General features: G+C 63.2%; 26 protein-coding genes. 22 read left to right on the forward strand and 4 right to left on the reverse strand.

Going from position 1 to position 26,120, the window contains the following annotated elements:
* Nucleotides 1-82: 82 nt before the first annotated feature.
* The 7 genes from dnaN (at nucleotide 83) to IB238_RS15980 (ending at nucleotide 5,259) form a co-directional block, all read left to right on the forward strand.
* Nucleotides 83-1,201 carry a DNA polymerase III subunit beta gene (gene dnaN / locus IB238_RS15950; RefSeq protein WP_192249724.1) on the forward strand — a complete coding sequence of 373 codons (1,119 nt, stop codon included), beginning with the start codon at nucleotides 83-85 and terminating at the stop codon, nucleotides 1,199-1,201.
* A gap of 301 nt (nucleotides 1,202-1,502) precedes the next feature.
* Nucleotides 1,503-2,105 carry a phospholipid N-methyltransferase PmtA gene (pmtA, locus tag IB238_RS15955; RefSeq protein WP_192248813.1) on the forward strand — a complete coding sequence of 201 codons (603 nt, stop codon included), beginning with the start codon at nucleotides 1,503-1,505 and terminating at the stop codon, nucleotides 2,103-2,105.
* A gap of 12 nt (nucleotides 2,106-2,117) precedes the next feature.
* Entirely contained in the window at nucleotides 2,118-2,702 is a 585-nt protein-coding gene (locus IB238_RS15960) for a histidine phosphatase family protein (protein ID WP_192248816.1), read from the forward strand.
* Nucleotides 2,703-2,704: 2 nt separating this feature from the next.
* The gene (gene pyrF, locus IB238_RS15965; protein WP_192249725.1) at nucleotides 2,705-3,403 is read left to right on the forward strand and encodes an orotidine-5'-phosphate decarboxylase; all 699 of its coding nucleotides are present in this window, start codon (nucleotides 2,705-2,707) and stop codon (nucleotides 3,401-3,403) included.
* 23 nt (nucleotides 3,404-3,426) lie between these two features.
* Nucleotides 3,427-3,714, forward strand: coding sequence for a DUF1330 domain-containing protein (locus IB238_RS15970; protein WP_192248819.1), 288 nt, complete (start codon nucleotides 3,427-3,429; stop codon nucleotides 3,712-3,714).
* 118 nt (nucleotides 3,715-3,832) lie between these two features.
* Entirely contained in the window at nucleotides 3,833-4,807 is a 975-nt protein-coding gene (locus tag IB238_RS15975; protein ID WP_192248822.1) for a complex I NDUFA9 subunit family protein, read from the forward strand.
* 299 nt (nucleotides 4,808-5,106) lie between these two features.
* The gene (locus IB238_RS15980; RefSeq protein WP_192248825.1) at nucleotides 5,107-5,259 is read left to right on the forward strand and encodes a hypothetical protein; all 153 of its coding nucleotides are present in this window, start codon (nucleotides 5,107-5,109) and stop codon (nucleotides 5,257-5,259) included.
* Between the two features lie 79 nt (nucleotides 5,260-5,338).
* On the opposite strand, the gene IB238_RS15985 is transcribed toward IB238_RS15980, so the two are convergent.
* Complete coding sequence (locus tag IB238_RS15985) at nucleotides 5,339-6,145, reverse strand: undecaprenyl-diphosphate phosphatase (protein ID WP_192248828.1); 807 nt, start codon at nucleotides 6,143-6,145, stop codon at nucleotides 5,339-5,341.
* A 171-nt stretch (nucleotides 6,146-6,316) separates the two neighbouring features.
* Between IB238_RS15985 and IB238_RS15990 the strand changes: the two genes are divergently transcribed.
* From IB238_RS15990 to IB238_RS16030, 9 genes are all read left to right on the forward strand, one after another.
* A complete protein-coding gene (locus IB238_RS15990) occupies nucleotides 6,317-7,009 on the forward strand; it encodes a glutathione S-transferase family protein (protein ID WP_192248832.1) in 693 nt (230 codons plus the stop codon).
* A gap of 10 nt (nucleotides 7,010-7,019) precedes the next feature.
* Nucleotides 7,020-8,183 (forward strand): tRNA epoxyqueuosine(34) reductase QueG, encoded by a 1,164-nt coding sequence (gene queG, locus IB238_RS15995; protein WP_192248835.1) that lies wholly within the window; start codon nucleotides 7,020-7,022, stop codon nucleotides 8,181-8,183.
* Nucleotides 8,183-9,055, forward strand: a complete 873-nt coding sequence (locus tag IB238_RS16000; protein ID WP_192248838.1) for an SDR family oxidoreductase — start codon at nucleotides 8,183-8,185, stop codon at nucleotides 9,053-9,055. Before queG ends, IB238_RS16000 begins: the two co-directional genes overlap by 1 nt.
* Before the next feature lie 386 nt (nucleotides 9,056-9,441).
* Nucleotides 9,442-9,804 carry a septal ring lytic transglycosylase RlpA family protein gene (locus IB238_RS16005; protein WP_192248841.1) on the forward strand — a complete coding sequence of 121 codons (363 nt, stop codon included), beginning with the start codon at nucleotides 9,442-9,444 and terminating at the stop codon, nucleotides 9,802-9,804.
* A gap of 80 nt (nucleotides 9,805-9,884) precedes the next feature.
* The gene (locus IB238_RS16010) at nucleotides 9,885-11,171 is read left to right on the forward strand and encodes an RsmB/NOP family class I SAM-dependent RNA methyltransferase (RefSeq protein WP_192248844.1); all 1,287 of its coding nucleotides are present in this window, start codon (nucleotides 9,885-9,887) and stop codon (nucleotides 11,169-11,171) included.
* Nucleotides 11,172-11,370: 199 nt separating this feature from the next.
* Nucleotides 11,371-12,651: an imelysin family protein gene (locus IB238_RS16015; RefSeq protein ID WP_192248847.1), complete on the forward strand. Its 1,281-nt coding sequence runs from the start codon at nucleotides 11,371-11,373 to the stop codon at nucleotides 12,649-12,651.
* A gap of 50 nt (nucleotides 12,652-12,701) precedes the next feature.
* Nucleotides 12,702-14,243 (forward strand): di-heme oxidoredictase family protein, encoded by a 1,542-nt coding sequence (locus tag IB238_RS16020; RefSeq protein ID WP_192248850.1) that lies wholly within the window; start codon nucleotides 12,702-12,704, stop codon nucleotides 14,241-14,243.
* Complete coding sequence (locus IB238_RS16025; protein WP_192248853.1) at nucleotides 14,243-15,373, forward strand: imelysin family protein; 1,131 nt, start codon at nucleotides 14,243-14,245, stop codon at nucleotides 15,371-15,373. The genes IB238_RS16020 and IB238_RS16025 overlap by 1 nt, the downstream gene beginning before the upstream one ends.
* A gap of 29 nt (nucleotides 15,374-15,402) precedes the next feature.
* The gene (locus tag IB238_RS16030; protein WP_192248856.1) at nucleotides 15,403-16,506 is read left to right on the forward strand and encodes a DUF1513 domain-containing protein; all 1,104 of its coding nucleotides are present in this window, start codon (nucleotides 15,403-15,405) and stop codon (nucleotides 16,504-16,506) included.
* Nucleotides 16,507-16,512: 6 nt separating this feature from the next.
* On the opposite strand, the gene IB238_RS16035 is transcribed toward IB238_RS16030, so the two are convergent.
* Entirely contained in the window at nucleotides 16,513-17,091 is a 579-nt protein-coding gene (locus tag IB238_RS16035; RefSeq protein ID WP_192248858.1) for a GNAT family N-acetyltransferase, read from the reverse strand.
* Nucleotides 17,092-17,209: 118 nt separating this feature from the next.
* Between IB238_RS16035 and IB238_RS16040 the strand changes: the two genes are divergently transcribed.
* From IB238_RS16040 to guaA, 3 genes are read left to right on the forward strand one after another with little or no spacing between them, the layout of a single operon-like run.
* Complete coding sequence (locus IB238_RS16040) at nucleotides 17,210-17,659, forward strand: PaaI family thioesterase (protein ID WP_192248862.1); 450 nt, start codon at nucleotides 17,210-17,212, stop codon at nucleotides 17,657-17,659.
* Nucleotides 17,656-18,294, forward strand: a complete 639-nt coding sequence (locus IB238_RS16045) for a 5'-methylthioadenosine/S-adenosylhomocysteine nucleosidase (protein ID WP_192248866.1) — start codon at nucleotides 17,656-17,658, stop codon at nucleotides 18,292-18,294. Before IB238_RS16040 ends, IB238_RS16045 begins: the two co-directional genes overlap by 4 nt.
* 60 nt (nucleotides 18,295-18,354) lie before the next feature.
* On the forward strand, nucleotides 18,355-19,917 hold the full coding sequence (gene guaA, locus IB238_RS16050) for a glutamine-hydrolyzing GMP synthase (protein WP_192248869.1): 1,563 nt from the start codon (nucleotides 18,355-18,357) through the stop codon (nucleotides 19,915-19,917).
* A gap of 249 nt (nucleotides 19,918-20,166) precedes the next feature.
* Here guaA and IB238_RS16055 read toward each other — a convergent pair whose 3' ends face one another.
* A complete protein-coding gene (locus tag IB238_RS16055; protein WP_192248872.1) occupies nucleotides 20,167-20,727 on the reverse strand; it encodes a methylated-DNA--[protein]-cysteine S-methyltransferase in 561 nt (186 codons plus the stop codon).
* A gap of 323 nt (nucleotides 20,728-21,050) precedes the next feature.
* Here IB238_RS16055 and IB238_RS16060 point away from each other — a divergent pair, with 323 nt between their 5' ends.
* Together IB238_RS16060 and IB238_RS16065 are read left to right on the forward strand one after the other, a co-directional pair.
* Nucleotides 21,051-22,109 carry a succinylglutamate desuccinylase/aspartoacylase family protein gene (locus tag IB238_RS16060; protein ID WP_192249726.1) on the forward strand — a complete coding sequence of 353 codons (1,059 nt, stop codon included), beginning with the start codon at nucleotides 21,051-21,053 and terminating at the stop codon, nucleotides 22,107-22,109.
* Nucleotides 22,110-22,275: 166 nt separating this feature from the next.
* Nucleotides 22,276-23,739 (forward strand): phospholipase D-like domain-containing protein, encoded by a 1,464-nt coding sequence (locus IB238_RS16065; protein WP_192248876.1) that lies wholly within the window; start codon nucleotides 22,276-22,278, stop codon nucleotides 23,737-23,739.
* A 10-nt stretch (nucleotides 23,740-23,749) separates the two neighbouring features.
* Here the strand turns inward: IB238_RS16065 and IB238_RS16070 are convergent, their stop codons facing one another.
* Nucleotides 23,750-24,598 (reverse strand): endonuclease/exonuclease/phosphatase family protein, encoded by an 849-nt coding sequence (locus IB238_RS16070; protein WP_192248879.1) that lies wholly within the window; start codon nucleotides 24,596-24,598, stop codon nucleotides 23,750-23,752.
* A gap of 263 nt (nucleotides 24,599-24,861) precedes the next feature.
* Between IB238_RS16070 and IB238_RS16075 the strand changes: the two genes are divergently transcribed.
* On the forward strand, nucleotides 24,862-26,031 hold the full coding sequence (locus IB238_RS16075) for an amino acid aminotransferase (protein ID WP_192248882.1): 1,170 nt from the start codon (nucleotides 24,862-24,864) through the stop codon (nucleotides 26,029-26,031).
* Nucleotides 26,032-26,120 lie beyond the last annotated feature (89 nt).

Here is a 26,120-nt window from a genome sequence, read left to right on the forward strand (position 1 = left end):
ACATCCTCCCGGCTCAAGCCGGCAAACAAGAATGACGTCGCGCCGGCCATGCCGGCGGACAGGGGTCGAAAGCGGTACGTCCATGCGCATCACCATCGAACGGTCCAACCTTCTGAAATCGCTGAACCACGTCCACCGTGTGGTCGAGCGGCGCAACACGATCCCGATCCTTTCGAACGTGCTCTTGCGTGCCGACGGGGCTAGCCTTGAGATGAAGGCGACCGACCTCGATCTGGAGATCACCGAGGCGACGCCGGCGCAGATCGAACAGGCCGGCGCCACGACAGTACCCGCCCATCTTCTCTACGACATCGTGCGCAAGCTACCGGATGGCTCGGAAGTGTTGCTGGCAAACACGCCCGACGGCGGCGCTATGACGGTTGCCTCCGGCCGCTCCAAGTTCTCGTTGCAGTGCTTGCCGCAATCCGATTTCCCGGATTTGACCGCCGGCAGCTTCAGCCACACGTTCCGTCTCAAGGCGACCGATCTGAAGATGCTGATCGACCGCACGCAGTTCGCGATCTCGACGGAGGAAACCCGCTACTATCTGAACGGCATCTTCATCCACACGATCGAGAACGCCGGCCAGCTCAAGCTGCGGGCCGTCGCCACCGACGGTCACCGGCTGGCGCGCGCCGACGTCGAGGCGCCGTCGGGCTCGGAGGGCATGCCGGGCATCATCATCCCGCGCAAGACGGTCGGCGAACTGCAGAAGCTGGTCGACAATCCGGATCTGGTCGTAACTGTCGAGGTCTCGGACGCGAAGATCCGCTTCACCATCGGTTCGGTCGTCCTGACCTCGAAGCTGATCGACGGCACGTTCCCGGACTATCAGCGCGTCATCCCGACGAGCAACGACAAGGAGCTGAAGATCGACTGCCAGTCGTTTGCCCAGGCGGTCGACCGCGTTTCGACGATTTCGTCCGAGCGTGGCCGCGCGGTGAAGCTCTCGCTCGCCGAAGGCCAGATGACACTGACCGTCAACAATCCGGATTCGGGCAGCGCCACGGAAGAAGTGCCGGTCGGCTACGATAGCGACCCGCTGGAGATTGGCTTCAACGCAAAGTATCTGCTCGACATCACCGCCCAGCTTTCCGGCGAAGAGGCCGTATTCCTGTTGGCGGACCCCGGCTCGCCGACGCTGGTACGCGACCTCGCCGGCGACGACGCGCTCTACGTTCTCATGCCGATGCGCGTGTGATTTCCCGCTTGGCCGATCGCCCGCGGAACGAATGCCCATCCAACCCGTTCCTATCGCACAATGCGTAGAAGGTGTGCGCAGGGGGAGGCGCGGTTCGCATCGGCATTTAGGGATGAACCGGCGCGCTCGGGGCCGGCGAGTGAGCGATCTTCTCCCTTACGGGAGCAAAGAGGCTGCATGAGCGATTGCATGGGACGTGACGTAAAAAGACTTGTTTTTGCCGCAAGTGGAAACAAATACTGAGGCAACACGCTTCCGAATCGCTTCGGAGGGTTGCAGCGTTGCGAGATTGGGAGGGAACATGAATCTGCGCGGGAAGGTCAAGGAACACCTCGGCAAGAAGTTCGACGAGGAGATCCGCTTCTTCAAGGGCTGGATCAGCAACACGCGCGCCGTCGGCTCCATTATCCCCACATCCTCGGTGACCGCGCGGCGGATGGCGAGCGTGATCAATCCCAACTCCGGCCTCCCGGTTTTGGAACTCGGTCCGGGCACAGGCGCGATTACGAAGGCGATCCTGGATACAGGCGTTGCACCGGGGAAGATCGTCTCGGTCGAGTTTTCGACAGAGTTCTACAATCACCTGATCGAGCGGTTCGAAGGCGTTAGGTTTATCAATGGCGACGCCTTCGATCTCGACAGTACGCTTGGCGCGCTGAAAGACCAGCAATTCGACAGCGTGGTCTCCGCGGTTCCGCTGCTCAATTTCCCCATGCATCGGCGCGTGGCGTTGATCGAAGACCTGCTGCGGCGCATTCCGCCTGGGCGCCCGGTCGTGCAGATTTCCTACGGTCCGGTCTCGCCGGTCACGGCCATGCCCGACCGCTATCAGATCAGCCATCTCGATTTCGTCGTGCGCAACATCCCGCCGGCTCAGCTTTGGACCTACCGAAGGACGCACTGAGACGCGGCGCCGATGTTCGCTGTCTATATCACCCATCCGCAGGTAAGGATCGACCCTAACATCGCCGTCCCCGAATGGGGGCTGTCCGAGATCGGCCAGCAGCGGGCGATCCGGAGCGCGAAAGCATCCTGGGTGGCGTCGCTCACCCGGATCGTGTCGAGCGACGAGAAGAAGGCGATCGAGACTGCCGAGATCCTGGCCAAAGCGGCCAAGGTGCCCATAGAGACCATGGCGGGCATGGGAGAGAACGATCGTTCCGCCACCGGCTTCCTGCCTCCCGATCGGTTCGAGGAGGCTGCCGACTGGTTCTTCGCCCACCCAACGGAGAGCTTCCGGGGCTGGGAACGGGCGATCGATGCGCAAGCCCGGATCAGTTCGAATGTCTCCAAGATTCTCGACTCGCATGATCCCGCCAAACCCATCGCTTTCATTGGGCATGGTGGCGTCGGGACGCTGCTGAAGTGCCACCTGCAAGGCCACCCGATCGCCCGGAGCCATGACCAGCCCGCCGGCGGCGGCAATCTTTTCGCCTTCCGGCTTGCGGATCGCCTCGTCACATGCGACTGGACGGCGATGGAGTACTGGAAAGGCATGTGACCATGAACGCACGCGAGCGCCTGATCGTCGGGCTGGACGTCCCGACCGTCGCCGAAGCCGAGGAGAAGGTCCGCGCACTCGGTGACAGCGTGCTGTTCTACAAGATCGGCTACCAGCTCGTCTTTGCCGGCGGACTGGAGTTCGCGCGCGACCTGGCCAGCGATGGCAAGAAGGTCTTCCTCGACATGAAGCTGCTCGACATCGACAACACGGTGGCGAAGGGCGTGGAGAACATCGCAAAAATGGGAATGTCGATGCTGACGTTGCACGCCTATCCGAAGGCGATGCGCGCGGCCGTCGCGGCCGCAAAGGGTTCCGACCTCTGCCTGCTGGGCGTTACGGTACTGACCTCGATGGATGCAAGCGATGTCCATGAAGCCGGCTACGAACTCGATCCGCGTACGCTCGTGCTGCGCCGCGCGGAGCAGGCGCGCGCGGCAGGCATGGGCGGCATTGTCTGCTCCGCGGAAGAAGCGTCCGCCGTCCGCAAGATTGCCGGAGCCGACATGGCGATCGTCACGCCGGGCATCCGCCCCGCCGGAGCCGAGAAGGGCGACCAGAAGCGCGTGATGACGCCGGCGGAGGCGCTAAAGGCCGGCTCCAGCCATCTGGTCGTGGCTCGACCGATTGTGCAGGCCGCTGATCCGCGCGCCGCCGCAGAAGCGATCCTCGCCGAGATGGCGGGCGAACTGAAATCCTAGACGACAGAAAAGGGAGAGGAACCATGGCCAAGGGATACTGGATCGCGCGCGTCGATGTTCGCGACACAGAGCGTTACAAGGACTATGTTGCGGCGGCGAAACCTGCCTTCGAAAAATATGGCGCCATCTTCCTGGCTCGCGGTGGGGCTTTCCAGAAACTGGAGGGCGAGGTCCGCGCCCGCAACGTGGTGATCGAATTTCCGTCGCTCCAGGCGGCACTCGACTGCTACAACTCGCCAGAATACCAGATCGCCGCCGCCATCCGCCAGGAAGTCGCCGACGCCGAAATGGTCGTGGTCGAGGGGGTCTGAAACACTGCAGCAGCCATCACCGGATGATCCGAAAGGTGTGTGACGACAAGCCTTCACCTGCCGGTTTCTTTGGGCTATGTAGGCCACATCTACCTCGCCTATTCCAGGAGCTTCCCGCATGACCCTCTCCAACCTTCCGCCGCAGGTCACCGTTTTCGGTGGTTCCGGATTCGTCGGGCGTCATGTGGTGCGAGCGTTGGCGAAGCGTGGCTATCGCATTCGGGTGGCCGTGCGTCGGCCGGATCTGGCTGGTTTCCTCCAGCCGATCGGCGGTCTCGGGCAAATTTCCTTCGTGCAGGCAAATCTACGCTATCGGGATTCCATCGACCGGGCGGTTCAGGACGCGGACCACGTCGTCAACTGCGTCGGCATCCTCTTTGAAAGCGGGCGCAACCGCTTCAACGCCGTGCAGGATTTCGGCGCCCGCGCGGTAGCCGAAGCCGCCCGCGCCCGCGGTGCCACGCTCACCCATATCTCGGCAATCGGCGCGGACGCGAATTCGGCATCTGACTATGCCAGGTCCAAGGGTCGCGGTGAGCTCGGCATCCGCCAAGTGCTGCCGGATGCGGTTGTCCTGCGCCCGTCGATCATCTTCGGGCCGGAGGACAGCTTCTTCAACAAGTTTGCCGAAATGTCGCGTTTTGCGCCAGCACTCCCCTTGATTGGCGGCGGACACACCAAATTCCAGCCGATCTATGTCGCGGATGTCGCGGAAGCCGTTGCGCTTTCCGTCGATGGCAAGGCGGCAAAGGGAGCGACCTACGAGCTCGGCGGCCCTGAAATTCTGACGTTCCGCCAGTGTCTCGAACTGATGCTTCAGGTTATCGATCGCAAGCGGCCGCTGGTCTCCATTCCCTTCGGCATCGCCTCGCTGATTGGCTCCCTTTCTTCGCTCGTTCCCTTCGTCGATCCGCCGCTGACCGCCGACCAGGTGAAGCTCCTTCGGTCGGACAACATCGTATCGGACGCTGCGAAGAAGGACGGCCGCACTATTCAGCAACTCGGCATTACGCCGGCGCTCGCCGAAGCGATCCTGCCTTCCTATCTCGTGCGTTATCGCCCGCAGGGGCAGTTTACGCGCGGGACGCTCTAGGCCGTCCCTGACAGCCAGGATCGGCGGAGCCGGAATGGCAGCCGCCGATGCAACGTCTTGGCCCTCCGCAGGTGATCGGGTCGTTTCGACGACGTACGACTATCCGGCAAGGGCATCACCATTTGGGTGATCGGCAGAACGTTGCAGTTCTGCCGCAGTAAAAAAATCCGTACTTTATTTACGCGACATTCAGCATGTTCCCTTATTGATGTTTTGCGGGGCGGCGCATACACACCGCCTCGCGCTACGGGCCAGACGGGCCAAAACGGCGCACATCTTTCCTTAAGGACCTCTTCGACATGGGCAAGGCAATTGCACTCTTCTTCGGCTGCGCAGCGCTGGTAATCCTGGCGGGCTCTTTCATGGCCCCGACCACGGTCGCTGCAGGCAAGCATGGCTGTGCGCCTGCCTACGGTGTCGATCCCTGCACGACCGCCTCGATCGCTCGCTGAGCCGACAAAAAAAGCCGGACGATCACGCCCGGCTTCCTGTTTCGCATTGTCAGACTGAGCCCTGCCGCAAGGGCGAACCTCACCCCCAGAGCGCCAGACCGATCAAGCCGGCCACGCCGATGATGATCCGCCAGATCGCGAAGGGTGCAAAGCCGCGCCGCGATACGAAATCGAGCAGCGAGCGCACCACGATGAGTGCCGCTACGAACGCGGCGGCGAAGCCAACGACGATCAGCATCCCATCATCGAAGCTCAATGCATCCCTGTTCTTGTAGAGATCGAGCGTAAAGGCGCCGAGCATCGTCGGCATGGCGAGGAAGAACGAAAACTCCGCGGCCGAACGCTTGTCCGTGCCCATCAGCAGCGCACCGGCGATCGTCGCGCCCGAGCGCGAGGTGCCAGGTACCATCGCCAGGCACTGAAACAGCCCAATCTTGAGGGCCAGGGACGGTGGGTAGTCCATCACGTCCTTGTAGCGCGGCGTCAGCGGCAGCCGGTCGATCGCATAAAGCACGACACCGCCGACGATCAGCACGATGCAGATCAACTGCGGCGTCTCGAACAGTACCGTCTTGATGAAGTCGTGCGCGACCACGCCGATCAGCGCCGCCGGCAGGAAGGCGATCAGGACGCAAAGCACGAAACGCCGCGCCTTCGCGCTCGAGGGCAATGCCAGTGCGATGTGGATAAGCTTCGTTGCATAGACGGCCAGAATGGCGAGGATGGCGCCAAGCTGAATCAAGACCGCGAACGTGTTACCGGGTGACTTGAAGCCGAGAAAATGCCCGGCCAGGAGCACATGGGCCGTTGAGGAAACTGGGATAAACTCCGTCAGCCCTTCGATCAATCCGAGAACGAGGGCGCTGACAATCGACTGGTCGGCCATGAAGAATCCTTGAAGAGATGGTGTCGCAGGCGGACACGGGAATACTGATTCGCTTGTGTTTGCTTAACCATGTTCCTATAGCTTTGTGTCAAGAGTCGTGACCAGTGCAAACCGCCGCTATGCCATTTGGCCGGTCCGCGTCCTCCGACAATCATCAAAAGAAACGCCAGAATGCCGACCCTTTACCATCACCCGATGTCCTCCACTTCACGCTTTGTTCGGCTGATCCTATCCGAATACGGCTACCAGACCGATTTCGCGGAGGAACAGCCCTGGGAAAACCGGCGCGATTTCCTGGCGCTGAACCCGGCCGGAACGCTGCCCGTCTATGTCGACGACAGCATGCGCGCGCTCTGCGGCGCCACCGTCATTTCCGAATATCTCGACGAGACGCATGGCGTTCTGAAGCGCGACCGCCGGCTTCTGGCGGAGGATCCCTTCCAGCGGGCGGAGATACGCCGACTGGTCGAGTGGTTCCTGCAGAAGCTGGAGCAGGACGTGACGCGGCCGCTGGTGCGCGAGCGCATCTTCAAGCTGCAGATGACGCCCGACCAGGGCGGCGGGCCACCCGACAGCAAGGTCCTGCGCAACTCGCGTGCGAACATCCGCCAGCACATGAAGTATCTTTCCTGGCTCGCCGGCTCGCGCACCTATCTCGCCGGCGACCGGCTGAGTTATGCGGACCTTGCCGCAGCCGCCGCGATTTCCGTGCTGGACTATCTCGGCGAGATCAACTGGCTGGACGCCCCCCAGGCCAAGGACTGGTATCAGCGCATCAAGTCGCGCCCCTCCTTCCGTCCCCTGCTGGGTGAGCGTGTGCGCGGCGTAACCCCGGTCTCGCATTACGCGGACCTTGACTTTTAGGGCCGAAGCCATGCCCGGCGTCGTCGTCAGCACGGAGCGCTCCAGCAGAGCGCGGGACAAGCTCAAGGCGTTCCTGCTCTCCGAAGCCGCGGACAAGGGTTTCGACATCTGCCGCATTGCACGGCCGGACTCGATTCCCGACGCACCGCAGCGGCTCAAGGAGTTCATTGATGCCGGCCGCCAGGGGACGATGGACTGGATGGCAGAAACGCGCGACCGTCGGGCTGATCCGCGCGTGCTCTGGGGCGACGTACGCTCGGTGATCCTTTTCGGGATGAACTACGGACCCGACGAGGATCCCCGTGTCGTGCTTGCCATGCCCGACCGGGCGGCAATCTCGGTCTACGCCCGCAATCGCGACTATCACGACGTCATCAAGGGCAGACTGAAGGAGATCGCCACCAGATTTGCCGCGCGTGCCGGCGAGGACGTGAAGGTGTTCGTGGACACGGCGCCCGTTATGGAGAAGCCGCTTTCCATGCAGGCCGGACTCGGTTGGCAGGGCAAGCACACAAACCTCGTCAGCCGCGAATTTGGCTCCTGGCTTTTTCTCGGAAGCATGTTCACCACCGCCGAGCTCGCGCCGGATGAGCCGGAGCGCGACCATTGCGGCTCCTGCCGGGCCTGTCTTGACGCCTGCCCGACGAACGCCTTTCCGGCACCCTACAAGATCGACGCACGCCGCTGCATTTCCTATCTCACCATCGAGCATAAGGGCGTCATCGACCGGGAACTGCGCCCGCTGATCGGCAACCGCATCTACGGCTGCGACGACTGTCTTGCCGCTTGTCCCTGGAACAAATTCGCCGCATCGGCTTCCGAAATGAAGTTTCACGCCCGCGAAGATCTGAAGGCACCGCGTATCGCCGAATTGCTCGAGTTAGACGACTCAGCCTTCAGGACGCTGTTTTCCGGCTCCCCGGTCAAGCGGATCGGTCGCGACCGGTTCGTGCGCAACCTCTTGATTGCGGCTGGAAACAGCGGCGATGCGGCATTGATACCGACCTGCGAGAGCCTGACGAACGACGCCTCTCCCACCGTGCGCGGCATGGCGGTGTGGGCACTTGCACGGCTCATGTGTAAAGAGGACTTTCACCGGCTTGCCGCGAGGATAGCCGACGAGGCCGACCCGGAGGTGCGGGCGGAGTATGAAGTTGCGATGGAGGTCGTCTGATGCGTTTGCTGGTGTTGGGAGCGGGGTTTTCCGGTCGGGCGATCGCCCAGGCGTTCATGCTCGCCGGCTTTTCGGCGGTGGGCACGACGCGCTCGCCGGACAAGCAGGTGGCGCTCGCCGTCCTTGGTATCGAGCCCTTGCTCTTTGACGGCGAAGCCATCTCCGCTGAACTGGCAAGCGTGATGGAGGGGGCCACGCATCTCGTCCAGTCGATCGCGCCGGGAAAGAACGGTGATCCGCTGTTCCGGCCCGGCACGAAGCCGGTTGGCGATCTGATGCCGAACCTGCAATGGGTCGGCTACCTATCGACGGTCGGCGTCTATGGCGACCACAAGGGGGCGTGGGTTGATGAAGACACGCCAATCCACCCGGCCTCCACACGCTCGGTCGAGCGGGTCGAGGCGGAAGAGCGCTGGCTCGCCTTCTCTGAGCAATGTGGCCTGCCCGTCGCCGTTCTGCGGCTGGCCGGCATCTATGGTCCTGGCCGCAATGCGCTGCGCAACGTCGAAGAGGGCACGGCTCGACGGCTGATCAAGAAGGATCAGGTCTTCAATCGTATCCGGGTCGAGGATATCGGCGGCTCGGCGCTGTTTCTGGCGCGCGGCGGGCACAGCGGCGTCTTCAACATCACCGATGATGAGCCCGGCCCGCCGCAGGATGTCGTGGCGGAGGCCGCCCGGCTCATGGGTGCCGAAATGCCGCCGGAAGTTCCCTTCGAGACGGCCGAACTTTCGCCCATGGCGCGATCGTTCTACGGTGAAAACAAGCGCGTTTCGAACGCCAGAATTCGCTCGCTCGGCTTCTTCTTCCGATACCCGAATTACCGCATGTCACTGGCGCAGATGTGGAGTGACAACGACTGGCGCGGTTGAGGTCGCCGATCGGTTAACAGAAGGTTGCCAAATGCGGCTCACACCCGCCCAAGTTTCGTCAACATTGCGCAACCTTAACGAGATATAGCCCCTCAATAGATTCGGTTTAGGGTACTCTTTTCGGCGTATGTGCAATTTTTTTTCACTGCCTCCAGGCGGTCGAGGCGGATTTTTCTAAGTATGTCAACACTTCAAGATTATCACTGATTCTAAACGACTTTTCCTGACCAAACAGTGGTTAAACGGACGACGTCGGCATTTTATTCAAATTATTTCCAACTTATTAACGAAGTAACCCGCCCCAGGGCGAGCGATTTTTCGCCATTTTTCGCCCGAATACACAGAGCTGTCGAAAGAAACCGGACACCAGCTCTGAGGGGTTCATCATGTCTGTCAAATCCTCTGCTGCGGCACTTGCTGCCATCATCATCGCTGCGCCCGTTACCTTCGCATCTGTCGCCGAAGCTGCCGGCTGCGGCGGCGCCTCCTGGTACGCCCTGACATCGAAGACCGCCTCCGGCGAGCGCATGAACCCGGCCAAGCTGACAGCGGCCCACAAGACCCTGCGCTTCGGCACCAAGGTCAAGGTCACCAATGCCAAGAACGGCAAGAGCGTCGTCGTGCGCATCAACGACCGTGGTCCGTTCATCCGCGGCCGCGTGCTCGACCTTTCCAAGGCGGCGGCCTCTGAGATCGGCATGATCAGCTCTGGCCACGCAAAGGTCTGCTATCAGATCATCAGCAGCTGACGCTGCCACGGCAAATCGACGCCCATCGGCTTGCTCTTGCCGGCCATCGCCGTTACCACGGCGAAAAACGGAGTTGAGCAATGCGATTGGGTGGACGGCTCGCAGGAGCCATCGAGGTTCTGGCGGATATCGAGGCGCGCAAGCGTCCGGTCGCCGACGCGCTGAAGGACTGGGGCCTCGCCCACCGTTTCGCCGGTTCCGGAGACCGGGCGGCGATCGGCAACATCGTCTACGATGCGCTGCGCATGAAACTCTCGCACGCCTACCTGATGGACGACGATAGCGCGGCTTCCCTTGCCCTTGGTGTGATGCTGCGCCAATGGGGCCTGACAGCCGAGACGCTGACCAAGGAACTGGACGGCGACAAGTTTGCTCCGGACATTCCCACCGAACGGCTCGCGGCGTTTGCCGCCCGCCGTCTGGAAAATGCGCCGCTACATGTGCAGGGCGACATTCCCGAGTGGGTGCAGCCTTCCTTCGCAGAGAATTTCTCCGACGACTGGCTCGCCGAAGCCAAGGCGCTGACCGGGCGTCCGACGCTCGACCTCAGGGCCAATACTCTGAAGGCCTCGCGCGAGAAAGTGCTCAAAGCATTGGAACGCAGCGGTGCGGCGCCGACGACGATCGCGCGCAACGGCATCCGCATTCCTGCCGGCGTAGGTCCATCGCGGCTTCCGAACGTCACCGCCGAGCTCTCGTTCCAGAAGGGTTGGTTCGAGGTGCAGGACGAAGGATCGCAGATCGTCGCCGATCTGGTCTTCCCGCGGGAAGGCGAGCAGGTGCTCGATTTCTGCGCCGGCGGCGGCGGCAAGACGCTCGCCATGTCGGCTGCTATGAACAACAAGGGACAGGTGCACGCCTACGACGCTGACCGCAAGCGGCTGGCACCGATCATCGAGCGGCTCAAGCGCGCCGGCACGCGCAATGTCCAGGTGCATGAGGATCTCACCAGCCTGTCGCCGCTTGCCGGCCGGTTCGATCGCGTGCTGGTCGACGCACCATGCACCGGCACCGGCACCTGGCGCCGCCGGCCCGACACGAAGTGGCGACTCACGGAAAAAAACCTTGAGGAGCGGCTCGCGCAACAGGAAGAGGCGCTGGCGAGTGCTGCAAACTTCGTGCGCCCGGGCGGCTATCTGCTCTACGTGACCTGCTCGGTGCTGCCTGAGGAAAACGAAAACCAGGTCTACGGCTTCTGCGAAGACAACCCGGCCTTCGAAATCCTTTCCGCGGCGGAAGTGTGGGAAGACCTGTTCGGTACGGACAAGCCGCAGCCCTGGTCGGCAGACATGAAGACGGTGACTCTGACGCCGGCTTCGACCGACACCGACGGCTTTTTCTTCTGCGCCATGGTCCGAAATTCCTGAATTTCTGCGTCAGGCGGCAATGCCTGCGGCTCAAACCGTCGAACGGTTCTAAACTATACACTTTGACACCAGTTTAATTTTGCGCGAAGAGACTCCGGCCTGAACGCCCGGCTCCGGGCGATGTCCCGGCACGTCGTTCGCCCGCATGGGGAGGGGCGCCGGGAAGGAACGAAACTCGAATGGGACCCCAGGAGAAATCATGAAGACGTCCTTCCTTCGCACGGCCGCACTGGCGCTTCTGACCGCCACTTCCGCGTTCGCCGTCCAGCCCGCTTCCGCCGCGACCGATGCGGCTGCCGTCGTGAAACACTACAGCGAGATCGCGCACGCGAAATTTTCCGACTCGCTTTCCACTGCCAAGGACCTTGCAGCCGCCGTCGACGCGCTGATTGCCGCGCCCACCGAAGAAACGCTGAAGGCGGCGCGCGCCGCCTGGATCAAGTCCCGCGTTCCCTATCAGCAGACGGAAGTCTACCGTTTCGGCAATGCGGCCGTCGACGAATGGGAGGGCAAGGTCAACGCCTGGCCGCTCGACGAGGGGCTGATCGACTACGTCGACGCGAGCTACGGGACCGAGAGCGACGAGAATGCGCTGTTCGTCGCCAACGTAATTGCCAATGCCAAGATCAAGATCGACGGCAAGGATGTGGACGCAAGCAATGTCACGCCCGAATTCCTTGCGGGCACGCTACAGGAAGCCGGCGGCGTGGAAGCGAACGTTGCGACCGGCTATCATGCGATCGAATTCCTGCTGTGGGGTCAGGATCTCAACGGTACCGGCCCGGGCGCCGGCAGCCGCCCGGCATCCGACTTCGACACGAAGAGCTGCACGGGTGGCAATTGCGACCGCCGCGTCGCCTATCTGAAGGCTGCGACCGATCTGCTGGTCACTGATCTGGAGGAAATGGTCGCCGCATGGGCACCGGAAGGCGCGGCTGCGAAGAATGTCAACGCCGATCCGAAAGCCGGCCTCTCGACCATCCTCACCGGCATGGGCTCGCTCTCCTATGGCGAACTGGCCGGCGAACGCATGAAGCTGGGCGTCCTGCTGCACGATCCGGAAGAGGAGCATGACTGCTTCTCCGACAACACCCATAACTCGCATTACTACGACGCGGTCGGCATCCAGAGCGCCTATACGGGCGAATACACCCGCCCTGACGGCACGAAGATGGCCGGCCCTTCCCTTGCGGAACTGGTGGCAGCGAAGGACGCGGCTCTCGACACCGAGATGAAGGCGAAGCTCGACACGACGATTACCGCGATGCAGGCGATGGTGAAGCGCGCTGAGACGGTCGAGGCCTACGACCAGATGATCGGCGAAGGCAATGCCGAGGGCAATGCGGTGGTGCAGGCGGCGATCGACGGGCTGGTGACCCAGACCAAGACGATCGAGCGCGTCATCTCCGCACTTGACCTGGGCAAGATCGAGCTTGAAGGTTCCGACAGCCTGGATAATCCTAACGCCGTCTTCCAATAAGAAATGCAAAGGCGGGCCGCGCTTCTTCGTGACGCGGCCCGATCTCGAACATGAGGCCAACCAACGCCTATCGTCTTCTGCCTGCGCTCGGCGCGTTACTACTGTCGCTCGTGGGCGCCGCGCCTGCCGGCTCGAACGAGCTGCCTGGCAGCGAAGGCCGCACCGATCTGACCGACAAGGACAAGGCAAGGGTCGAAGCCATAACGACGCCGACGGCCGACTTCTCCAAGGCGGAAAAATATGAGGCGATGTCGGGCGGCGCGGCAACCTCGACGGCTGCGATCAACGCCGACAGCTTTTCTCATTTTTCCGAGAACCTGACCTTCCAGCAGGAGGAAGGTTTCAAGCTCGGCAATGCGCTGTTCCGCAAGGTCTGGGTGTCCTCCCCCTCCTCGACGCAGGCCTCGGACGGCCTCGGACCGCTGTTCAATTCGCGGGCCTGCCAGAACTGCCATCTGAAAGATGGGCGCGGCCACCCGCCGGAACCCGGCGACAGCACGAGCACCACCTTTCTCCGCCTCGCCCGCCCGCCGGCAGACGACGCCGAACGGGCAAGGCTCGACAAGCTTGAAGTCCTCAATTTTCCCGACCCTATCTACGGCGGGCAGTTTCAGGACTTCGCCGTTCCGGGTCTGGCGGCCGAGGGGCGGATGCAGGTCGAGTACGCGGAAGAACCGGTGGAGCTTCGTGGCGGCGAGACGGCTTCCTTGCGCAGGCCACGCTACTTCGTGACGGATCTTGCTTATGGCGACCTCGATCCGGCGACGACGTTGTCCCCCCGCATGACGCCGCCGATGATCGGCCTCGGCCTGATCGAAGCCATCCACGAAGCCGATGTCCTGGCGCTCGCCGACCCGGACGATGCGGATGGAGACGGCATCAGCGGCAAGGCCGCACGGGTGCGCGATGCAAAGACTGGAAAGCTCGCGCTCGGCCGCTTTGGCTGGAAGGCGCAGAACCCCACCGTCCGCCAGCAGAGCGCCGAAGCCTTCGTGAACGACATCGGCATTTCAACGCCGGACACCCCTGCTAGCCAGGGCGGCTGCACGTCGGCGCAGAAGGCTTGCCTTGCCATGCCCGATGGCGTGCAGAAGCGACTGGGCGACACCGAGGCGCCGGATCCGGTGCTGGACCTTGTAACCTTCTACGCCGAGAACCTCGCCGTTCCGGCGCGCCGCAAGGCGAGCTTTGCCGAAACGCTGGCCGGTAAGAAGGTGTTTTACGACACCGGCTGCACCGCCTGCCACAATCCGAAATTCGTCACCCGCCGCGACGCACGCGACAAGGCGCTGTCCTTCCAGCTCATCTGGCCCTATTCGGACTTCCTGCTGCACGATATGGGCGACGGGCTGGCGGACGGGCAAGAGGTGGGTCTCGCCGATGGGCGGGAATGGCGCACACCGCCGCTTTGGGGTATCGGCCTTACCGAGACCGTCAGCGGCCACACATACTTTCTCCACGACGGACGAGCACGTAACCTGACCGAGGCCATCCTCTGGCACGGCGGCGAGGCGGAAGCCGCCCGAAACCGCTTTGCCGACCTGGAAAAGGCCGACCGCGACGCCCTGCTGAGCTTCCTGGAGTCCCTCTGATGCCCCTGCCGCACCGTTCCAGCCTTCGCCGGTTCCTCCTTGCCGGCCTTGCCCTTGCCGCACTGGCGCTGCCTGCACGCGCACAGGATGCCAATCCGCTGCCGTCGGCCGTCCTGACCGACGAAGCGGTCTCCGCCGTCATGACGCGGGCAGTCGACGACGTCATCCGGCCCGGCTATCGCGATCTGCACGCCTCCGCATCGGCACTCGCGAAATCCGTATCGGCCTATTGCGCGGCTCCGTCCGCGGGCACGAAGGCAGCTGCCCATGCCGCCTTCGACGACACTGTGGCGAAGTGGTCGTTCATCGAAATCGTCCGCGACGGCCCGGTGCTGCAGCAGAATCGCTTCGAGCGGATCCTCTTCTATCCGGACCGCAAAAGCACCGGGCTGAAGCAGGTGCAGGCGCTGCTGGCCAAGGCGGACGAGAAGGATGCGGACGCCGCAGCCCTGCCCGGAAAGAGCGTCGCCGTGCAGGGCCTCGGCGCGCTGGAATTCGTGCTCTACGGCACGGGCGCCGAAACGCTGGACGAAACGAAAGACAGCTTTCGCTGCCGCTATGGTGCGGCTGTGGCCGAAAGCATCACTGCGACGACGGGGGCGCTCAGCGCCGAATGGGAGAAGACCGACGGCGTCCAGAAGGACTGGAAGCACCCAGGTCCCGACAACCCGGTGTTCCGCGACAGCAAGGAGGCTATCACTGCCCTCCTCGGCATTCTCGTGCACGGCGCCGAAATGGTGCGCGACCAGCGGATCGAAGCCTTTTACAAGCGAGAGGGCACCGCAGCCAAGCCGAAGTCGGCCGTCTATTGGCGATCGGGCAACACCTGGCGTTCTATCCAAGGCAATCTCAAGGGGCTGCGCGCGCTGTTCACTAAATCTGGGATGGAAGAACTTCTTGATCCCGCACATGCTTCTGTCGGCGACTCAATCGAGTTCGTGATCGCGTCGCTCGAGCGCGTTACGCCAAAGATCGATCCCAATATTGAGAAAGCGGTCAATGATCCGGCCGAGCGCCAGAAGATGGACTTTCTGATCATCAACGCCCGCGACCTCGTGCTGCGGCTGAGCAACGACTACGGCGGCGCGATCGGCCTGGGTGCCGGGTTCTCGTTTTCCGACGGGGACTGATCAGAGGAACTCTGCCTCTTATGAGGCGAATGCAGGGAAAAGCCCTCGTGCGGACACCGCTTCTCGATCGCAGGCATTTCATGAAGGCGGCAGGTGCTGCCTGGGCGGCGACGCTTGCGCCCTCCTCGCTCTTTGCCCTGGAACGCGCTGAGGCCGTGTTTGCCTCCGGCTTCATGACGCGCGACGGCAGCTTCGGCGTCGCGACGCTTGCCGAAGACGGGACAATCATCGAGCGCGTGCCGCTGCCGGCCCGCAGCCACGGCATGGCGTACAGTCCGGCAACCGGCCATGCCGTTGCCTTTGCCCGGCGTCCGGGCACATTCGCCCTGATCTTCGATACGCGACGAAGATCGGAACCGGTCGTCATCCATGCCGGGGAGGACCGGCATTTCTTCGGCCATGGCAGTTTCTCGCCGGACGGGCGGCTGCTCTATGCCAGCGAGAACGATTTCGAAGCCAACCGCGGCGTCATCGGCCTCTACGATGCAACGAACAAGTATCGCCGCATCGGCGAATTCAGGACCTACGGCATCGGCACGCACGACATGACCGTTTCCGACGACGGCCGCATCTTGGTCATCGCCAATGGCGGGATCGAGACGCATCCGGATTTCGGCCGCACAAAGCTGAACCTCGACCACATGGAGCCGTCTCTAGCTCTGATCGATGCCGCGACCGGTACACTGATCGAACGGCATGCATTGCCGCCGGCGCTGCGCCAGTTGTCCACCCGGCATGTCGATATCGATGCGCAAGGGCGCGTCTGGTTCGCCTGCCAGTATGAGGGGCCGCGCAACGACCTTCCCCCGCTCGCCGGGCATTTCGCCAAGGGCGAGGACATCCGCTTCCTCAACCTGCCTGAGGAGACGACAACGCGGCTTGCCAACTATGTCGGTGCGATCGCCGTCAATCGCGGGCAGGGACTGGTCGGGCTAACCTCGCCGAAGGGCGGGGTGGCGGTCACGATCGAGGCCGCGACCGGGCGAATCTTGCGCGAAGAGCTTGTCGCTGACGCGGCTGGTATCGCCCCGTCGCGGCACGGGTTTGCGGTCTCCTCCTACGACGGCCGGTTCGAGGGAACGAGCGCGGAACTCGCCTGGGACCAGCATATCATCCGCTTCGAGCGGACATAGAAACGGTTAGGCAGCGCCTGCGTCCCTCGAAATCAAGACGTGCAGGTCACGCCAGGCGTAGGCGACCTGTTCGTACCGGTGGCCACCCAGGCCGATGGTGCCCGTCTCGACCGGCGTCGCCCCCAGGCGCTCGTAGAAGGCGCGATTGGGATTGGTCGAAAGCACCCAGACATACAGCGTCATCGTTCCGCGCTCGACCATCCGCCGCGCCACGGCCCGCACCAGAGCATCACCGATACCGCGTCCCTGATAGGCCGGCAGGACATAGAGCGCGTAGATCTCGCCGACGGGCGTGGGCGCCGAATAGCGGGCAGGACCATAGTTGGCGAAACCGACCAAGGCGCCACTCCTGCGGTTGATCGCGACGAAATGGCCGACGCCAATTGCGCTGCGACGGGACATGTGCCGCACCGCCTGCTCGGCCGGCGACATGCGGTCGAGATAGGCATCGTCGAGCAGGCCGCGGAACGTCGCCCTCCAGGTCTCCACGAGCACCCGGCCGATCGCAAACACATCTGCTGTCCGGCCCGGCCGGATCTCGATCGCATCGTCCATGATGAAAATGTAGGGCGCCAGGCCGCACATGCAATTCTCCGCACCGGCCGGTGCACGTGCCATCGCGCGCAATTGACGCCTTGCGATGCTAAGGCACGCGTGCGAGGGTTTCGGCGCCGGGCCAGTCCGGCGAGACGAAACGAGCGACATGACAGATCTTCCACCCGCGGATTTCCGCGAACGCATCACCTCGAGTTTCCAGCGGCAGGCGGCCATGCGCCTGATCGGGGCGCAGTTGACGCGCATCGAGCACGGCACCGTCGAGATCGAACTTCCCTTTGACGAAAAACTGACACAGCAGCACGGTTTCCTGCATGCCGGCATCATCTCGGCCGCACTCGATTCCGCTTGCGGCTACGCCGCCTATTCGGTGATTGACCCTGACGCCTCCATCCTCACGATCGAGTTCAAGGTGAACCTGATGTCGCCCGGGCGCGGCGACTGGTTCCTGTTCCGCGGCGAGGTGACGAAGCCAGGATCCAACATCATCGTTGCGGACGGGCGGGGATATGCCGTCAGTGACGGGCCGGCCAAGCTGATCGCCTCGATGACCGGGACGATGATGGTGGTGCGCGGCCGCGAGGACGTCGCCGGATGATGCCCGGGGCCAAGATGGTCGCAGGGCGTAGGCTGCTCTATGTGATGGCGGCCGAGGCCGAATACGGGCCGCATCTGCAAAGCCGCATCACGCCGGTCATCACCGGCGTCGGGCCGGTCGAGGCGGCCGTCCAGGTTACGCGCGCCCTCGCCCGCTTGGAGGCCTCCAGTGCGCTCCCGCATCTCGTGATCTCGCTCGGTTCGGCCGGGTCGGCGACGTTGGAACAGACGGAAATCTACCAGGCGACCAGTGTCTCCTACCGCGACATGGATGCCTCGCCGCTCGGATTTGCCAAGGGCGTGACGCCGTTCCTCGACCTGCCCGCGACCGTTCCCCTGCCGCTGCGCGTGCCTGGTATTGCCGAGGCGCGGCTATCGACCGGGGCCAACATCGTCACGGGCGCTGCCTATGAAACGATCGATGCGGACATGGTCGAGATGGAGACCTTTGCCGTCCTTCGTGCCTGCCAGGCCTTCGGCGTCCCCTTGATCGGCCTGCGCGGCATTTCCGACGGCAAGGCGGAACTGAAGCATGTCGGCGACTGGACCGAATACCTGCACGTCATCGACGAGAAACTTGCGGACGCCGTCGACCGTCTCGAACAGGCCATCCTGGACGGATCGATCGCCGTTTGAAGCCTCAATTTCCGGGCTGCCCCGGTTGCGCGCTGCGGCAAATTTCATTAAAGGCTCGCCATGACCCAGACACCCCATCCCGACAGCGTTCTCATCATCGATTTCGGCAGCCAGGTGACCCAGCTCATCGGCCGGCGCGTGCGCGAAGCAGGCGTCTATTGCGAAATCATCCCCTTCCAGTCCGCCGAAGAGGCGTTCCACCGGATGAAGCCGAAGGCGATCATCTTCTCCGGCGGCCCGGCCTCCGTGCTCGACCACGGCAGCCCGCGCGCGCCGCAGATCGTGTTCGAGTCCGGCCTGCCGATCCTCGCCATCTGCTACGGTCAGCAGACGCTGGCAACCCAGCTCGGCGGCAAGGTGGAAGGCGGCCACGCGCGCGAATTCGGTCGCGCCGACGTGGCGATCCTGAAAGATAGCCCGCTGTTCGATGGCATCTGGGAAGTCGGCAAGAAATATCCGGTCTGGATGAGCCACGGCGACCGCGTCACAGTGGCGCCCGAAGGCTTCGAAGTGATCGGCGTATCCGAGAACGCGCCCTTTGCCATCTGTGTCAACGAGGCGAAGCGCTACTACACCACGATGTTTCATCCGGAAGTGGTGCACACGCCGGACGGGGCGAAGCTTCTGTCCAACTTCGTGCACAAGATCGCCGGGATTACCGGCGACTGGTCGATGTCGGCCTACCGCGCCCGCGCCGTCGAGGCGATCCGCGAGCAGGTCGGCAACAAGCGCGTCATCTGCGCCCTGTCGGGCGGCGTCGACAGCTCGGTTGCCGCGCTTCTCATCCACGAGGCCGTCGGCGAGCAGCTGACCTGCATCCTCGTCGACCACGGCCTGATGCGCAAGAACGAGGCAGCCAACGTCGTCGCCATGTTCCATGAGCACTACAACCTGCACCTGATCCACGTTGACGCCTCCGATCGCTTCATCGGCGAACTGGAGGGCGTCAGCGACCCGGAAACCAAGCGCAAGATCATCGGCCGCCTGTTCATCGAGGTGTTCGAGGAAGAGGCGAAGAAGCTCGGTGGTGCAGAATTCCTGGCACAGGGCACGCTTTATCCTGATGTCATCGAGAGTGTTTCCTTCACCGGCGGCCCGTCAGTGACGATCAAGTCGCACCACAATGTCGGCGGCCTGCCCGAGCGCATGAACATGCAGCTCGTCGAGCCGCTGCGCGAGCTGTTCAAGGACGAAGTGCGCGTGCTCGGCCGCGAACTCGGCCTGCCCGACAGTTTCATCGGCCGCCATCCCTTCCCCGGACCGGGCCTGGCCATCCGCTGCCCCGGCGGCATCTCCCGCGAGAAGCTGGAGATCCTGCGCGAGGCGGACGCGATCTATCTCGACGAGATCCGCAAGGCCGGCCTCTACGACAAGATCTGGCAGGCCTTCGCCGTGCTTCTGCCGGTGCAGACTGTCGGCGTGATGGGCGACGGACGCACCTACGAGTTCGTCTGCGCGCTGCGCGCCGTCACCTCGGTGGATGGCATGACGGCCGACTTCTACCACTATGACATGAACTTCCTCGGCCGTGCGGCCACGCGCATCATCAACGAAGTTCGCGGCATCAACCGTGTCGTCTACGACGTGACGAGCAAGCCGCCCGGCACGATCGAGTGGGAATGAGGGCGCGCCCCTCGCTTTCGTGACATTTGAAAGCCCCGGCGCTGCACGTCGGGGTTTTTGTTTTGCCGCGGACGGCGCAGCGCTGACGCGCCTTCTTCGAGGCTTGCCTGCTGGGCGATGCGACGGTGGCGGCAAGATGCTTCCCGAAGGCCGTGGGAAATCGTAGAGGGCCAGATCGCCGCCATCCACATAAACCCGCGACCCGGGCAATCTGGCCGGAGCAAGATGGCTCGGCTCACCGCAATCCAACTAGAACCCGAACGACTGTTGCGCCGGTTCCGGCCCAGCGAAGGAGACGCCCTCCAGCGCCAACATCTTCAGCTTGGACGAGGCGCCGCCCGGGGCGGAGAAGCCGCCGATCTTGCCGCCGGCGGCGAGCACCCGGTGGCAGGGGATGATGAGGGCGACGGGATTCTTCGCCATGGCCTGACCGACATCACGCGCCGCTTCCGGGCCGGCGCCGAGTTGGCGGGCGAGCGCGCCGTAGGTGATTATCTCCCCCCAGCGGACTTGCCGGACGGCATCGTAAATCGCCTTGAAGAAGGGCGACTGGCCGGTAAGGTCGACGGGTACGCCAGTAAGGTCGACCTCCTTACCGGAAAAATAGCGATCAATCGCCGCGACCGCCGCCGCAATGGCCGGCGGAGGCTCCGCCGGCTCGGCGGAAGGCAGCCGATGCTGCAGCAGGCGGCGCGTCGTGTCCGCGTCCTGCCCCGGCAGTTGGAAGCGCACGACGCCGGCATCGTTCCAGGCGATGGCGCAATGACCGCCCGCCGTTTCAAAGACCAGGTAACTGACCGCGCCGGACATGATGAAAACTCCGTGTTCGCATATGTCCCAAGATTATGCTTCGCCGGCAGGAGTTCAACCCGATTGCCGTCTATGCCGGCATCAGCGTTTGTGGGAACAGCTCTGCGGCGAAACTTCGTATCCACCTTTCGCCTGAATAACCAAGCCCCCGACCCGCGGGGCATACATCGCCGGGACGGCGTTTCGTGCTGAAGTTGCCAAATCCCGACCTTGCGACCACAAGGAAAGGAATTTCTTGTCGACCGATGCTCGGTCAGCTAACCATGGAACGCTCCGGCAACGACCGTCGTTCAGCCGAAGACAGCACAGGCATCGAGCACGACATGAATATTTCCGAACTCATTATCCCCGGCGACACCCCTGGCATCGAATGGCGGATCCCGGTGCTGCGTTTTGCCGGCACATCGGCCGCCGCACCGAAGGTCTATATCCAGGCCGCGCTGCATGCCAACGAACTGCCTGGAACGGCTTTGATCCATTTCCTGTGCGAGCGCCTGCGCGAAGCGGAATCCGAAGGGGCGATTCTTGGCGACATCACGATCGTGCCGCAAGCGAACCCGATCGGCGCGGCGCAATCGCATTTCGGCGAGATGCAGGGGCGTTTCGACCTTGCCTCACGGACCAATTTCAACCGGGATTTCCCGCTGGTCGCGCTTGCCGAGCGGGACAGCCTGCTTTCGGATCTCGACGACCAGACGGCGGTGAACTGTTTGAAGCGGAAGCTGTTGCATGTCGCGCTCGGTGCCGAACTCGTGCTCGATCTGCATTGTGACGACGAATCCATCCAGTATGCCTATATCGACGAGGCTTTCTGGCCGGAGGCCTCCGATCTCGCCAGCGCGCTTGCAATGAAGGCGGTTTTCCTGTCGGACGGCGAAAGCACGGCATTCGAAGAGGCAGTGGGTTATGCCTTCAAGCGGCAGGGCGGGGACAAGCTGGCGCAGGTGCCGGGACGACTTGCCGTCACCGTCGAGCTTCGCGGGCGGCGCGACGTCTACCCGGACACGGCGAAAGAGGACGCAGCCGGGCTCTGGAAGTTCCTTGCCGCACGCGGCGCTGTTCGCGATCAGAACGTTCGACTGCCCGAATACACCGGACCGGCAGTGCCGCTCGACAATATCGAGATGGTACGCGCGGTCGAGGCCGGAACGGTCCTGTTCCACAAGGACATCGGCGATACGGTCGAGGCGGGCGACGTGCTTGCCACGCTGATCACGCAACCCGGCGCGGCAGACGGCTCCGTCGAGATCCGCGCCGCCCGGGCAGGACTGGTTGCGACCCGCGCCTCCGATCGTTTCGTTCGCCGTGGGGGTGACCTGATGAAGATCGCCTGCAGCGAAGTAACCCGCGAGAATCGTAAGCCGGGCACGCTCGAGGACTGAACGACGTCCGGCACGAGTTCCAGAAAACAACGGCCAGTGCTATTGGCAGTCCATCTCAACAAGGCACGCGGCGAGTGCCGGCGAAACGGCTTTCATTGCCCCGTTCACCGTTCTAAGGTGGTTTTCGCTAACGCGTTCAATCACTAGGGCGGTGACCGGGACCATTATGCTGCAGACGATATCCGACTACTGGCCACATTTTCTGGTCGTCCTGTCGATCGTTCTCGGCACACCCGCTGCCATTCACGCAACGATGACGAAGGAGGAGGTGCGCGCGGCGATCGGCTGGGTCGGCGTCATCCTGCTTTCACCAATCCTCGGTGCCGTCATCTATTATGTCGTGGGTGTGAACCGCGTCCGCCGCAAGACGCTGGCGTTTCAGCGCTCAGGGCGGGTGGCAAAGAGGGGCCAACACCATCCGGTTCATTACGATGTGGCGGACGAAGCGGTCCATGCCCGATATGGCGGCGCGCTCGCGGCCATGAAGCATCTCGGCGACAATGTCGGACGCTTCCCTCTCACCTCGGGCAACCGGATCGAGGTACTGGAAACCGGTGACGCCGCCTATGCAGCCATGCTCGACGCGATCAGCGCAGCCAATCGCAGCATCCTGCTAGAAACCTACATCTTCGATCGCGACAGCATGGGCATGCGCTTTGCCGAAGCACTGGCGGCCGCGGCGGCACGTGGCGTTGCGGTCCATGTCCTGATCGATGCAGTGGGTGCGCGCTACTCGACGCCCAGCATCGTTCATACGCTGTGGCACGCCGGCGTCTCGGCACGCGTATTCAACGGCAACATTATCATGGGGCTACGGCTGCCCTATGCTAACCTTCGCACACACCGGAAGATCCTGGTGGTCGACGGACAGGTTGCCTTCACCGGCGGCCTCAATATTCGCGCAGCCTTCACGAGCGAGTTCGCGGGCGAACTGGTTGCCAAGGACACACATTTTCGCGTCACAGGTCCGATCGTCGGCGACATTTTTCACATCGCCTATGAAGATTGGCGCTTTTCCGGCGGCGAGGCGCTCGACAGCGAGGCCTGGCAGGTTGAACCGCCGATGGTCGAACCGAACACGGAACTTTTGGCCCGCGTCGTGCCCTCCGGCCCTGACAAAAGCATCGAAACCAACCAGCGCATGCTGATGGGCGCGATCTCGGTCGCCAAGAGCCACATCCGCATCATGTCACCCTATTTCCTGCCCGAACGCGATCTCATCAGCGCGCTGGCAACGGCGGCACGGCGCGGTGTGCGCATCGACATCGTCGTGCCGGGAGCCAACAACCTGAAGCTGGTGGACCTGGCCATGACCGCGCAGTTCGACCAGTTGTTGAAAGCAGGATGCCGGATTTGGCGGGCGAGCGGCACCTTCAACCACTCGAAGCTGACGGTCATCGACGGCGTCTGGGCCTATATCGGCTCATCGAACCTGGATCCGCGCTCGCTCCGCCTGAACTTTGAGATCGACATCGAGGTGTTCGACACATTCTTCGCCGCCGAAATCGAGGCGCGAATCGGCAAGGCCCTGAAATCTGCCAAAGTGATTGACCTGCAGGCACTGCGTGCGCGACCGTTCTCCCGCCGTCTTGTTGAGCGGATCGTCTGGCTGGGATCACCCTATCTTTAGGGCGCAGACGTCAAACGGCTTCAAGCACCCTGGGTCCCGGCTGGCGATAGGACCGCTCCCAAATCGCTTTCAGATCGATGTGCGCCTTGATCGGCAAGTGGTCGGACGCAACCTTGGCAAGTGGGCTGTCGTGCACCTCGACGGCGGCGACGAGATCGTGGGGGTGACCCAGCACGCGATCGAGCGCGAGAACCGGGAAACGCGAGGGAAAGCTCGGCACGGCCCCCGAGGTCGGGTCGAACACCGGTGACAGCGGGGAAAGCGAGGAGCGCCGACCGATGCGCCACTCGTTGAGGTCGCCGATCAGGATCGTCGGCATTTCCTCCTCCTGTGCCACGGATGCGAGGACGTGCTTGGCCTGCAACTCGCGCGAACGCTTGAGAAGGCCGAAGTGAGCAGCGACGACCCGGAGCTTGCCGGTCGGAAAGTCGATGTTGACCACCAAGGCGCCGCGGGGTTCGACCCCCGGCAGCTTCAACTGACGGACATTCAGCACCGTGCCCTTGCGGAACATCAGCATGTTGCCGTGCCAGCCGTGACCAGTGCTGGATAGCGAGGCGATCGGCACGGGCACGAGGCCGCTGACCCGCTCCAGTGTCGCGAGGTCCAGCAGGCCCGAACGGCAGCCGAAGCGCTTGTCCGCTTCCTGTATCGCAATCACGTCGGCATCGATTTCGGAAATGACCTCGGCCACGCGCTCCGGATCGAATTTCCGGTCAACGCCGACGCATTTGTGGACATTGTAGGAGGCGATGACCGTGTCGCCGCCGTCGCGATTGGCGGAAATCGGCCGATGCCCACGGCGGTTGCGGATCGCAGACAGGGCTGCGGTACTCACCTTTTCGTTCAGTTTTTTCAACGAACCTTCCTTCGCACGATCGTGCAGTCAGAAGATAGGGGACGCTACGGTGCACCGCAACCGTAAAGCCATAAAATGTGCCGGGATGGCTGGGCCTCGGCGCCGGCACGAAAGATCACGCTCGAAATCCGCCGCGATATCCCGTAAACCGTCGCTCAAAGCGCGTCGCGATCTTCAGGCCCGTCGCGCTTTTTGGTCTTTGTTGTTTCGCTGTCTCGCGAAATCGAGGCACGCTTCGACTTCCACGCAGCAGGGGTTCTGCCATGTTCGATACGCTCGCCCGCCAGCCCGACGATCCACTCCTTGCCCTGATTGGGCTCTACAAAGCTGATCCGAGACCCGGCAAGGTCGACCTTGGCGTCGGCGTCTACCGCGACGAAGAGGGTGCCACGCCGATCTTCCGGGCCGTGAAGGAGGCCGAACGGCGCCTGCTGGAGGGCCAGATCACGAAGTCCTATGTCGGCCCCGAGGGGGACCCCGTATTCCTTGAGCGGCTCTGGAATCTGACGACCGGACCGGCTGGCCACGATCTTGCGACCGCTGCCGTGCAGACACCGGGCGGATCAGGCGCCGTCCGCCTCGCCGCAGACCTCATGGTTCGATTGGGCATCAAGAAGATCTGGCTCGGCCTGCCGACCTGGCCCAACCATGCAGCCATCTTCAAGGCGGCTGGCCTCGAGGTCATTTCCTACCCGTTCTTCGACGTGCCCTCGCAGACCGTGTTGTTCGACAGCATGATGGAGGCGCTGCAGGGGGCGAAAGCCGGCGATGCCGTATTGCTGCATGCAAGCTGCCACAACCCGACCGGGGGCGTCCTCTCGCCTGAGCAATGGGCAGCCGTTTCCGCATTGATCGCAGCGCGCGGCCTGCTGCCGCTCGTCGACAGTGCCTACCAAGGCTTCGGCAGGGGGCTCGAGGCGGATTCGGAGGGCTTGCGCACACTGCTTGCAGCCGTGCCTGAAGCCCTCGTCGCGGTCTCTTGCTCGAAGAACTTCGGGCTCTACCGCGAGCGCACCGGCGCCATCTTTGCCGTGGCTTCATCAAAGGCATCTGCGGACTCCGTGCGGACAAACCTCGCCGGTCTCGCCCGCACCAGCTACTCCATGCCGCCGGATCACGGCGCAGCCATCGTCAGCACGATTCTCGGCGACGCCGCGTTGACGGCGGACTGGATGGCGGAACTGGAGACGATGCGCAGCCGCGTCGCATCGATCCGCGAACGGCTTGCCGCGGGCCTTGCACGTCGCTGGCAGGTGATGACGGCCATCGCCGGGCAGGAAGGGATGTTCTCGCTGCTGCCGCTGAAGGAGGCCGACGTCATGCGCCTTCGCGCCGAGCATGCGATCTACATGCCGGGTTCCGGTCGGATCAACATCGCCGGCCTCAAGAGCGCCGAGGTCGACTCGGTGGTCGAGAAATTCCTCAGCCTTTGACAACGTGACGAGGGCACGGGACCGTGCCGATGTCCGGAGCATTGACCACCGGCGGATGATGTCCGCCGGCAACGTCGTGCCAGGTGGGC

It is taken from the genome of Rhizobium sp. ARZ01, from assembly GCF_014851675.1.
Lineage (GTDB): Bacteria > Pseudomonadota > Alphaproteobacteria > Rhizobiales > Rhizobiaceae > Mycoplana.